9 protein-coding genes and 1 pseudogene are annotated in these 11,166 nt (G+C 64.7%); 7 read left to right on the forward strand and 3 right to left on the reverse strand.

Going from position 1 to position 11,166, the window contains the following annotated elements:
• Window positions 1–5: 5 nt before the first annotated feature.
• Window positions 6–1,670 carry a D-aminoacylase gene (locus QME70_09445; GenBank protein MDI6894812.1) on the forward strand — a complete coding sequence of 555 codons (1,665 nt, stop codon included), beginning with the start codon at window positions 6–8 and terminating at the stop codon, window positions 1,668–1,670.
• 464 nt (window positions 1,671–2,134) lie between these two features.
• Window positions 2,135–3,391: an alkaline ceramidase gene (locus QME70_09450; GenBank protein ID MDI6894813.1), complete on the forward strand. Its 1,257-nt coding sequence runs from the start codon at window positions 2,135–2,137 to the stop codon at window positions 3,389–3,391.
• 254 nt (window positions 3,392–3,645) lie between these two features.
• Here the strand turns inward: QME70_09450 and QME70_09455 are convergent, their stop codons facing one another.
• The 3 genes from QME70_09455 to QME70_09465 are packed head-to-tail and all read right to left on the reverse strand — an operon-like array spanning window position 3,646 to window position 5,415.
• Entirely contained in the window at window positions 3,646–4,308 is a 663-nt protein-coding gene (locus QME70_09455) for a cobalamin-dependent protein (GenBank protein MDI6894814.1), read from the reverse strand.
• A gap of 35 nt (window positions 4,309–4,343) precedes the next feature.
• Window positions 4,344–5,138 (reverse strand): GntR family transcriptional regulator, encoded by a 795-nt coding sequence (locus QME70_09460; protein MDI6894815.1) that lies wholly within the window; start codon window positions 5,136–5,138, stop codon window positions 4,344–4,346.
• Window positions 5,139–5,163: 25 nt separating this feature from the next.
• Window positions 5,164–5,415 carry a hypothetical protein gene (locus QME70_09465; protein MDI6894816.1) on the reverse strand — a complete coding sequence of 84 codons (252 nt, stop codon included), beginning with the start codon at window positions 5,413–5,415 and terminating at the stop codon, window positions 5,164–5,166.
• Window positions 5,416–6,404: 989 nt separating this feature from the next.
• Between QME70_09465 and QME70_09470 the strand changes: the two genes are divergently transcribed.
• The 5 genes and pseudogenes from QME70_09470 to QME70_09490 all read left to right on the forward strand — a co-directional run.
• Window positions 6,405–7,544 carry an MFS transporter gene (locus tag QME70_09470; GenBank protein ID MDI6894817.1) on the forward strand — a complete coding sequence of 380 codons (1,140 nt, stop codon included), beginning with the start codon at window positions 6,405–6,407 and terminating at the stop codon, window positions 7,542–7,544.
• Window positions 7,545–8,008: 464 nt separating this feature from the next.
• Window positions 8,009–8,425 (forward strand): uroporphyrinogen decarboxylase family protein, encoded by a 417-nt coding sequence (locus QME70_09475; protein ID MDI6894818.1) that lies wholly within the window; start codon window positions 8,009–8,011, stop codon window positions 8,423–8,425.
• 272 nt (window positions 8,426–8,697) lie between these two features.
• Window positions 8,698–9,497: pseudogene (locus tag QME70_09480) on the forward strand (methyltetrahydrofolate cobalamin methyltransferase).
• A gap of 79 nt (window positions 9,498–9,576) precedes the next feature.
• A complete protein-coding gene (locus tag QME70_09485; protein MDI6894819.1) occupies window positions 9,577–10,566 on the forward strand; it encodes a uroporphyrinogen decarboxylase family protein in 990 nt (329 codons plus the stop codon).
• Window positions 10,557–11,166 (forward strand): 2Fe-2S iron-sulfur cluster-binding protein (locus QME70_09490; protein MDI6894820.1); only part of this gene is annotated, 610 nt, incomplete at its 3' end. The genes QME70_09485 and QME70_09490, both read left to right, overlap by 10 nt.

Raw genomic sequence — 11,166 nt, forward strand, 5'->3', positions numbered from 1 at the left:
CGAAGGTGGAAACAGAAGAGCCGCTGGACCTGGTCATCCGCGGGGGCATGGTGGTGGACGGTACCGGTAACCCCTGGGTACGCGCGGACGTGGGCATCGGGGGAGGACGCATTGCCGTAGTCGGCCACCTGGACGGGGTTCGGGCGCAGCAGGTGCTGGACGCCACCGGGATGGTGGTGGCCCCCGGCTTCGTGGATATCCATTCCCACTCCGACCTGGCCCTCCTGGTGGACGGGCGGGCCCTGAGCAAGGTCCTGCAGGGGGTCACCACCGAGGTGGTGGGGAACTGCGGTCTTTCCGCCGCCCCCCTGCAGGGGCCGGCGGTGGAGTACCTGCAGGATACCGCCCGCCACCTGGCCGACCACCTGCCCTGGAACTGGCGCACGGTGGACGAGTACCTGGGGGAACTGGACCGCCGCGGAGTGTCGGTGAACGTGGCCACCCTGGTAGGCCACCGTACCCTGCGGGTGGGGGTGATGGGACAGAAGGCCCGGCCGGCCTCCCCGGACGAAGTCGCGGCGATGGCGTCACTGTTGGACGAAGCCCTGTACCAGGGGGCCTGGGGCCTTTCTACCGGGCTGGCCTATGCGCCGGGCTCGTGGGCGGACCAGGGGGAACTGGTGGAGCTGTGCCGGGTGGCTGCCCGCCACAGGTCCTTTTACTCCAGCCACATCCGGGACGAGGAAGGGGGCGTGGTGGAGGCGGTGCGCGAGGCCCTGGAGGTGAGTCGCCTCTCGGGCGAACCCGTGCAGATATCGCACCATAAGGGTGTGGGCCGGCACCACCGGGGGCGGGCGGAAGATACCCTCGGCCTCATCGGCAGGTACCGGCTGCGGACCGGGGTGGACGTTTCCTTTGATGTATACCCGTATACGGCAGCCAGCACCTGGTTGAGCGCCTACCTCCCGGCCTGGGCGGTGGAGGGGGGTCGGTCGACGCTGCTCGAGCGCCTGGCACGGCCCGAGGACCGGGCCCGCATACGGGAGGGCATGCGGAAGGAGCTTTTCGAGGGTCACGATCCCCCGACGGTGTGGCGGGAGTTCTTGGTGGCCCGGGTGGGCCGCGCGGGCGGGCACCCCGGCGAGGGAAAGTCCCTGGCGGAGATTGCCACCTCGCGCGGGCGCGACCCCTACGAGACCGCCTTCGACCTGCTGGTGGAGGGGGAGGGTTTGGTCCAGGTCATCCGCTTCGAGACTACTGAGGCGGAAGTGATGACCCTGCTCCGTCATCCCCTGTCGCTCATCGGGTCCGACGGCTCCGCCCTGGCCACCGAGGGGCCGCTGGCCGTCGGGCATCCCCACCCCCGCAACTTCGGTACTTTCCCCCGGGTGCTGGCGCGCTATGTGCGGGAGCGAGGGGTGCTCTCCCTGGAGGAAGCCATCCGCAAGATGACGTCGGGTCCCGCCGGCCGCGTGGCCATCCGCCAGCGGGGGTTGCTCCTACCGGGGATGTGGGCGGACGTGGTCGTCTTCGACCCCAACCGCATCCGGGACACCGCCACCTACCGGGAGCCCAAGCGCTACCCAGTAGGGATCGCCTGGGTGCTGGTGAACGGGCAGGTGGTGGCGGAGGGTGGCCGCCACACGGGCGCTCTTCCCGGCACGGTCTTGCGCCGGGCGCCCTCCCGCGCCGCCCGAGCCCTTGGTGGCGGACGCCACCCTGTCCTGTGACCATTTCTCCTACCTTGCCGGATCGACTGCGGCAAGTCGTGTCTGCGTCCGGTTGTGGAGCAGAGGTCGTGGTCGCCGTCTGGTACTAAGCGGGCGGTCCTGGTGCAGCGACTCCCGAAGCCAGTTCCCCGACCTTGACGCCGGGGGTCCTGGACCCGGTGAGCAGCTCCAACCACGTGCTCATGGTGGACAAGACTTACCGACTCATGCGCAGGTCTGATCACGCGTGACATCACCGGCGGCGTCTCATACCAGGACGCTATCAACATGGCATAATTCAAGTAACGCCACATGCCTAGGGGTGGGTGAATTACCTTACACATCCCTGGATGGCGCGACATCATGGGAAGGAGTGCTTCCTGCGAAGGAACGGGTGACTGCCGACGCAGCGTCCACACCTCTGACATGAGCTCCGGGAGGGAAATCCAACGAGCAAGAGAAGAGTTTCTGCGGCAGGAGCAGCCGTGCGGGATATCACGCCACCTATCGGCATAGAACTGGTCGGTTATCACAGACCATTTCCTTCCAATTCCATTCTGGACCCTCTGATGGCAACGGCCTTTGCCCTGGAGTCGGATGATGCTGGGGCTATTCTTGTTAGTGTTGATAACGCAGGCATGCTTGTCGCCCATACGAGCGAGATCAGGCAACGCATCGCGGATCACCTCGGCCTGTCCACGGCGAGCGTGATGGTATGTTTCAGCCACACCCATTCGGGACCCGAAACCCTCGATGGGAAGCCGGAATGGGTAGCCTACAGACGTTCTCTTTCGGACCGGGTCGTGGCGGCCGCATGCGAGGCCTGGCGGAGTCGCCGTCGGTGTCGTTTGGGCTGGGGTGTGACCCGTGCCTCTATCGGGGTCAACAGCCGGGAGCTTGGGCCCGACGGTAAGGCACGCATGGGTGTTAACCCTGACGGGCCCCTGGATGACCGCGTAGGAGTACTCCGGATAGACGACGCTGAGTCAGGGAGTCTGCTGGGCATCGTGATCGTATGCAGCGCTCATGCCAATGTTCTGCAGGGTGACAGCCTGGCCATATCCGGGGACTACATCGGCTGGACACGCAGTCTTCTGTCAAAGGACTTGAACTGCCCTGTCGGGTTCGTAATCGGTTCGGCTGGAAATGTCAATCCGCTGCACAGGGGATCGATTTCCGACCTGGACACGACAGCAAGGATACTGCGGGGGGCGGTTCTGCCAGTCCTCGGCCAGATAAAGCCCCGGGAGATTTCGGTCCTGTGGTCACAATCCTCCGTCCTGAATATGCGGCTCACCCGCCTCCCTTGCTATGAGGAGGCAGTGAAGAAGGCCGCCATAGCCGCCAAAGAGTGGGGCGTGGACACCACGCCCTGGCTGCAGGCTGTCATCGACCTTCTGGCGCGAGGGATCTACGACCTTGAGATGGACCTGGGAGTGCAGCTGATGCGCATCAACGATGGATTCATCGCGGGCATCCCGATGGAGCCCTTTACGGAGATCGCCATTGAAGTGGCCCGGCGGGTGGGCTCAGACACAGCCTTTTTCTGTGGGTATGTCAACGGTTATCTGGGGTACCTGCCAACCGAACAGGAGTATCATCGGGGCGGCTACCAGGTAGAGTGGAACCCCGTGGTCTACGGCCCGGAGGTCGGAGGCTTTCTCATGTCGCCGGTACCCGAGACCGCTGATCATGTTGCGGAGAAGGTCCTGTGGCTGGCCAAGAGGTCGCAGCCTGGATGAAAGCCTTCACTTGCGTTATAGACGTGTTTGCAGCGTTAAGCCCTTGGCAGCCGACCACTTCTCGACCTACTCGATAGGCACCTTATGCGAATGCGACGTAGTGCTTGACGGGCGTATAGACGGACGCAAGAATGTTATGCGCTTCGTACGCTGGTGACGAGGGATGCTCGGAGTCCGGCGGGTCAGCCGCTTGCCCGCCGGGGTCAATTCGCACGCGGCAGGTGGTTCCACCGTCTCAATGTGCGCGTGCCTTCTCAGGTGTCCAGCGGAGGTGAGCCCAGCACGCGGTTGCAGATGGGGATGGCCTGGGCGGCGTCCCGCACCCAGGCATCCGCCCCCACATACCTGGCTACCCTGTCGTCCACCAGCCCGCCTATCATCACGAATACCCGGTCCCGCAGCCCCTCCCGCTGCAGCAGCTCGATGGTGGCCTTCATCGAGTCGAAGGCAGCGGTGACGAGCCCCGACATGCCCACGATCCTGGCCTGGCCGGTGTGCACCGGGCGCACAAATTCGCTGGGCGGGACGTCAATCCCCAGGTCGCGGACCCGGAAGCCATGCGAGCGCAACATGGAAACGACGATGTTCTTGCCGATGTCGTGGATATCACCGTGGACCGTGCCCACCACGATGCTGGCGTCGGGTGCATCGCCGGGTTGTTCCCCCACCCAGGCCGGCCAGATGAAAGCCATGACCTCGCGGAACAATTCCGCCGACATGACCAGGTCGCTGAGGAAGTACTCGCCCCGGGCGTACTTTTCCCCCACCTCGGCCAACCCCTTGCGGCACTCTTCCACGATGTAGAGGGGGGAGCGCCCGCGACCCAAAAGCCTGCGCACGGCCTGCAGGGTACGCTCCTCGTCCAGGTCGGCGATGGCAGCGGCCAAGCTGGTGCCTTTCCTCGCGCGGGTGCCCATTTTTGTCCCCCCCCAGGTGTCTTCCGGGTTTCCGGCTATCTCAGCAGACGGGGCAGAGAGGTGAAGTAGTAGCGGTCGCCGCGATACACCAGCATTCCCCAGCCCACCAGCGAGCCGTCGGCGGAATGGACGAACTGCTCGACCTGGAAGGCGGGGGAGTCCGGCTCCACTCCGAGCAGCGCCGCCTCCTCGTGGCTGCAGCGGGCTACCCGGACCACGAACCGGCTATCCCCGGGGAGGACGCCCGAGTACCGAGCCATCACAGCCGGTAGGTTCATGTACTCAAGCTCCGCCTCCAGGATGGGCTGCCCGCGGTCGTACCGCAGGTACTTCCTGTCGTAGACCATGGGCTCGTCGTCGGCGTACAGCAATCGCCTCACGAATAACACGCGGCGACCGGGGTCGAGGTTGAGCTTGCTTGCCACCTCGGCGGGTGCCCGCATCACCTTGGCCTCCACGAGGCGGCAGGAAGGGCGGAGCCCGCGCACCCGCATGTCTTCGGCGAACTCGGGCAGGCTGAAGGTGGCGTGTTCCAGGGGTGGCTGGTTGACGAAAGTGCCCCTGCCCTGGCTGGCGGTGACGAGGCCGAGCTGGGCCAGTTTCTCGATGCTCTTTCTGACCGTCATGCGGCTGATGCCGAACATGCGGGCGAGTTCGGCCTCAGGCGGCAACATATCCCCCGGTCCGAAGTCGCCGCTGCGCACGTGACGTTCTATGATCTGGGCCAGCTGGTAGTAAGGGGGCACGAAGGAACTCCGGTCGATGTGCTCCCGGGCGAGTGCCTCCCAGCCGTTCCTCGTACGTCCGCCTGTTTCTCGCTGCTGCTTCAACGCCGCCACCCCGGACCGTGGCCCCTCAGTCGCGTGGGGACTGGGGCAGGAAGTCCAGCACCGACGTGGTCTTCCCCGCAGGGAAGGTGATAATCCTGGGGTCGCGGTTGCCCCGGACCAGGTTCGCGAGGACTGTCAGGTCGGCGGGGCGGCGGTGGAATTCCAGGTTGAGCGTCCCGGCGAACGACTGCGCCCTGCATGCAAGAAACTCCTCCTCCGGCAGCCCGGCTTCGATATATACCTCGTCTGGCTCCCGGGCAGGTATGCGCCTGCTCATAGCGCTGTCGCCTCTCGCAGGACGATCATTCTGCAACGATCGCCGCTGTTCCTCTCTTTGTTGCGCCGCCGACCGAAGAAAATCGGCTCCGCCGATTAAGAAACGAACTTGGCCTGGACAGGTGGTGGGGGGGAAGCGGCCACATCCTACCGGCATACCAGGGGCGGCCGGACGTGGGTTTTGTGAGGGCGGTGGTCTTGCCGACACCGGTTGGGCCCCAGGAACCCGAATGTCTGCGCTGTCCGTACCTGGAAGCACGCCCCGTCCACGGCCGGGTTCGGCCTGCATATCGCGTGGTGAACTGTCCGTTTCGATTATGTGCCCTGGAGTACCTGGGTCGGGGTGGTCTGGAGGATTTCGGGTCAGGCTGGCGTATATATAAGGACGTATAGACGCATAGCAAACCCGGGCGCCGTAGTGGGTCGCCATGAAAGGCGCAACCGCTCCGGGCCGCCGCACGCTGGCGGTTGCGAGGCTAGCGCGAAGGGTGCGGGAAAATGACGCCGTGGAGCTGGCTGAGGCGGTGTTGGACGCCGGCACCGGGTGCCTGCTCGCAGGCGACACAAAGGTTGCGTGCCAATGACCCGCGAGGGAGCGCAGGTTTCGGGCTGGTAGAGGTCCTGTCGGGGGCTGTGGTAGTAAAGGGGGGTGAGGGTCGGGAGGAGGCTGTCGAGGTTAACGGGCCAGGCCTTGCAGATGGCGGTGGCGTGGTGGAGAATCCGGTGCTGTGTGGTGGCCCAGCGGGCTCTGAGTTGTGCGGCGAGGTAGTGCTGGAAGTGGGCGCGCCAAGGTCCGAGTGCGGCCTGTGAGTTTCTCGGCGTCTCGTGTTTTCGCCGGTTTTCGTCATCCTGCTCGCTCCCACGCACGCAATGGTTGCCGGGCAGAGTGGAGTAAAGCAGGTCGGTGCAAATGGGCAAATTGGGCTCTCGCAGCGTACTCGAGCTTACGAGGGGCTGCACGGAAGACATTAGGATAGGAGGGATTCAAAGATGAGCGTGTTTTTGACCGTTGCGTCGGGGCTTTTTGCAGCTGCCTCAGGTATGCTTTACGCAGCAGTTATGCCCTTCCACGCAAAGGAGCTTGGGGCGCCGGCGTGGGTAGTTACGTCGTTGCCAATGGGTCTCCCGTCTATCCTGTCATTGGTTCTCCTGTTGCCTATCGCCATATTCGCCGACAAGACGGGAAAGAGAAAGGAAATTCTGGTCGTTGCGTTAGTGTTAACGTTACTGGCAAACATAGGCCTTGCTTTGGCTGGCTCATGGGTCGCACTCACACTATGGAGGCTCGTATCAGGGATACCTTTTGCCTTCATGTCACTCTTTGCCTTACTGATAGCGTTCATGCTTCCCGCAGACAGACGCGGAATGGCCGTGGGTCTCGGGATGGGCGGCTCGATGCTGGGGATGGGGATCTTTCAAGCCATGAGCGGTTACCTGCTTGAAGTAGTCGGAGGCTACAGAGGTCTTTACTACCTTGCGGCTGCGTTAGCCGGACTCGCGATTCTTCTTCTGCTTCCCGTAAGGGCTCCCGTTGTAAAGAGCCCGACCGGAATCTCCGGAAGGGATATTGCTGAGGTACTAACGAATAGAAACATCTTATGGACCGGATTTACCCTGTGCGTATACCTCATCGGATGGCAAATGATGTATGGCTCTTTCCCGATAGTTCTCACCGGCGTACTTGCTGTGCCTATCGAGCTGCAAACGGTGTTTTTTGCCGTGGCGTCTGTCATGCTTGGATTCGGAACTTTCATTTGGGGTCCGGTTATCGACAAGATAGGAGCGAGAAAGGCTCTTTTCGCAGGTCTGATGATGTCCACGATAGCGACGTTCGTACTTAAGCCGCTATCAGCTAAGATGTGGCCGTACGTGATCCTTTTCTGGGTGGCAACATTAGGAGGGGTTGCCGGCGCCCCGGGAGCGTCAACGGTTGCAACGAAGAGTGTGAGGCTAGAGGTGGCGACGTTGGCCATGAACATGACGTTTTTGTTCGTCATGCTGCCCGGGATTGTTGGAGGGGTCGTCGCTGGACCTTTGCTCAGCGGATTGGGCGTGGGCGGGATGTTGCTTGTCGCAGCTATAGTGCAGCTAATTGGTGCTGTTATGACGCTTAGAGTACCTGAAATGTAGATATCAAGCCGGATTCCAATGGAAACCCGGTGCTGAGCTGGCCAGACCAATCACTTTGCTCGTGACGCTCGTCCCTGCGCTGTTCTCTGGCTTGACGAGGTTCCCGGTCTCGCTCCTTGAGGGTGGCAACCGGCACGGACTGTCGGGTGACCAGAAGTACGAGGAACGGTTTAAGGCGTGGATGTCTCGTGCCAATGTGCGCTTCGCGAATCCGGAGGTGGAGAAGAGCTTCAAGCAGCGCGTGCAGCGGATCAAAGACGTGGTGGAACTGAAAAAGCCTGACCGCATCCCTGTGTGCCCGAATATCGGGTTTTTCCCCGCGAAGTACGCGGGCATCAGGGCCCGGGAGGCCATGTACGACTACGAGAAGCTGGGCGCCGCCTGGAAGAAGTATCACAAGGAGTTTCTGCCCGATTCCCTGGCCAGTTGCATGCTGGCGACGCCGGGCAAGGTCTACGAGATACTTGACTACCGACCTTTTCCAGTTCTACTGGCCGACGCTCAAGGCAGTGCTCCTGGGGCTTATTGCCGAAGGGCTGGTACCCTGGCTCTTCGTGGAGGGCAGCTACAACCAGCGGCTGGACTTCCTTGCCGATCCGGACCTCCCCCGCGGCCGGATAGTCTGGATGTTCGACCAGACCGACATGGTCAGGGTCAAGGAGGTGTTGGGCGGGGTTGCCTGCTTCGCCGGTAACGTGCCGGTTACCATACTCAAGACGGGGACTCCGGAGGAGGTCAGGCAGTACGTGAGGGACCTCATCGAGAAAGTGGGGCAGGACGGCGGCTTCATCCTCACGACTGGCGGGGTGGTGGACGACGCGGAGCCCGAGAACTTCCGGGCGATGATCGAGGCCGGCAAGGAGTACGGTGTGTACCGTTGACCGGTGGGCGGCGGAGGGGAGCAGTGAAGTGGGGGAGGGCCCGGTGTACCCGGCAGGGCTCGCCGCCGCTGCGCGGGGCTCCTGCTCGGGGCGCCGGCCGTCCCTTCGCTGCTGGTGGACCGTCGGGGCTCTCGGCTCAGGACAGTGGCCGCGGTGGCAGGTGCAGCGCGCCCATCCGACGAAGAGGGGCAGTTGGCCCGATGCGTCAGCCGCGGTGTCGCCGGGCGGGCGGCACGGGGCTCGGTTGCGCGGGAGAGGGGGAGGTGGAGCGCTTGCTGATCGTCGGTGAGAGGATCAATACCAGCAGAAAGGGTGTGGCGGCGCTCGTTTCTGGGCGGGATGCCGGAGCCGTAGTCCGGGAGGCTGTCCGGCAGCGAGAGGCCGGGGCCGACTTCATCGACGTGAACGCGGGCACGTTACTTGCGGATGAGCCGGAGGCGCTCCGCTGGCTGGTGACCACCGTCCGGGGGGCGCTCGACGTGCCGCTATGTGTTGACAGTCCCAATCCGGAAGCCATGGCGGCTGCCCTTGAGGTGCACCAGGGCAAGGCGCTGCTTAACTCCATAACTGCCGAGCGGGAACGCTTCCGTGCGGTGCTCCCGTTGGTGAAGCGGTACGGGTGCGGGGTGGTGGCGCTTTGTCTGGACGATTCCGGGATGCCGTCTTCGGCTGAGGAGGCGGTGCAAAAGGGCAGCCGGCTGGTCGAGGACCTGCTGGAGGCAGGGGTTCCTGTTGAGGACATCTACGTGGATCCCCTGGTGCGCCCGGTGAGCACCGATTCCCGGGCAGGGGTGGCGGTGGTGGAAGCCATCCGCATCCTGCGGGAGAAGTACCCGGGGGTGCACACCATTTGCGGCCTGAGCAACGTCTCCTTCGGGCTGCCCCAGCGCCGGCTGCTGAACCGGGCTTTTCTGGTGGCGGCGAGACCGCCGGCCTTGATGCGGTGATCCTTGATCCGCTCGATGCGGGGCTGATGGCGCTCCTGAGGGCGGCCGAGGCGGTGCTGGGCCGCGACCAGTACTGCGGCCGGTACCTGCGTGCGTACCGCGAGGGGCGGTTGGCGCAAGTTTGAAGGGGTGGTTTGGGGCGGCTGTTACGCAGTCCGTTGGGTTGTCGAGTTCGTCGTGGGCCGGCTGGCGGGAGGTTCGGTCTTGACCGGTTACGAGCGCGTGCGGGTTGCGCTCGCGGGGCAGCGCCCTGACAGAGTGCCGGTGGGAGAATTCGCGCTGCCGCCTACCCTGGCGGCTGCTCTGCTGGGCAGGGGAGCGGAGCAGGTGCCGGAAGGGGGACCTGCTAGCTGGCGCGTGGTGGAGGAGGCCGTGAGCGTTCTCGGGCTGGATGCGGTGGGGGTGGTGGCGGGTGCGGGTGGGTCGGGATCTGCCGGAGGGGGGTTGACGGGACCGGCGTGGCCCGAGGAAGTTGGTTACTGGGCGGGCCGTGACCTTTTCGTGTGGGCCGTTGTTGACGGGCCCTGGCAGGGCCTGGCCGCGGCGGTGGGATGGTCGCAGGCCCTGTTATTCCTGTCCGGGAGGAATGGTCCCGCCGGGCCCGGGGCGGTGGCCGAGGCGGAGGGGCTGTTACTGCTGCAACTCGACCGGACCCTGGCGGAGGTTGGGCGGGCTCTGGAAGCTGGGGCCGACGGGGTGGTGCTGGGGGAGGACGTGGCGTATGCGGGCGGCCTGTTCCTGCCTCCTTCTGTGATCAGAGAGCGGTTGTGGCCGCTCTGGCATGAGGTAGTGCGGTACTGTTCGGGGGCGCGCACGGCCAGGGGCGACCGGCCGCTTGTGTGTTTTCACAGCGATGGGAGCGTTGAGGATCTGCTGCTTCTCATCCGGGAAGCGAGGTTCGACGCCGTGCACTCCCTGGAGCCGGAGGAGGGGATGGACGCGGCGCGGCTGGTGGGGGTGTACCGCGGGCAGTTGGGCCTGTGGGGTGGGCTTTCCGTGGATCTTCTCGTGCGTGGCACGCCAGACCGGCTAATCCAGGAGGGTAAACGCCTGGCGAGGGCGGGCAGCGCCGGGGGCCTGATGGTCGGGACGTCCTCCGGAGTGGTGCCGCAGGGGGTCTCGGCTGGCAACCTGCTTGCTGCTTATCGGGCTGTGACCGCCCGGGCGGGGGAGGAGGATCTGCCGTGCCCGTAGTTGAGTTTCAGCCGCTTGGCCGGCGGGTGCACGTATCACAAGGAGCGACGGTGCTTGAGGCGGTCCAGTTGCTCGGCCGTGAGCTGGGTGACTGGGGTGTGGTTGCCACCTGTGGGGGTCACGGGAGGTGCGGTCGGTGCCTGGTGCGGGTTGTGAGTGGGGCCGTATCGGGTGCCGACGAGCAGGAGCTGGAGCTCCTGGCGCGGCAGGGTGCCGTGGGGTACCGGCTGGCGTGCCGGGTAAGGGTGGTCGGGGACGTGCGGGTGGAGATCGACCGCCTGAGGGGGGGAGACCGCCTTCAGGTGGCGGGAGTCCTGGGGGCGCACAAGGTGCGTCCCCGGCCCGTGGTGAAGCAGGTGCAGTTCAGGATTGCGCCCCCTGCGGTGGGCGAGCGCGCGGGCGACGCGGACAGGGTAGCCGCGGCGGTGGGAGCGGGGGTGCGCTATGATCTGGAAGTTCTGCAGGCACTGTCGGACGACCTTAGGCGCTGGGATTTCGGGGGGTGGGCGGTGATCCGCGGTGACGAGGTCATCGGGGTGCGGCCGCGGCGTGCGCCTCTTTGGGGTCTGGCCGTCGACCTGGGGACGACGAAGGTGGCGG

The sequence above is a fragment of the Bacillota bacterium genome, from assembly GCA_030019365.1.
Classification (GTDB): domain Bacteria; phylum Bacillota; class Sulfobacillia; order JACIYH01; family JACIYH01; genus JACIYH01.

What these genes read in the sequence shown, in the direction of transcription:
- QME70_09455 (MDI6894814.1), bottom strand. Translation starts at nt 4,308, where the DNA reads ATGGGCACCCGCGCGAGGAAAGGCACCAGCTTGGCCGCTGCCATCGCC.
- QME70_09465 (MDI6894816.1), bottom strand. Translation starts at nt 5,415, where the DNA reads ATGAGCAGGCGCATACCTGCCCGGGAGCCAGACGAGGTATATATCGAA.
- QME70_09470 (MDI6894817.1), top strand. Translation starts at nt 6,405, where the DNA reads ATGAGCGTGTTTTTGACCGTTGCGTCGGGGCTTTTTGCAGCTGCCTCA.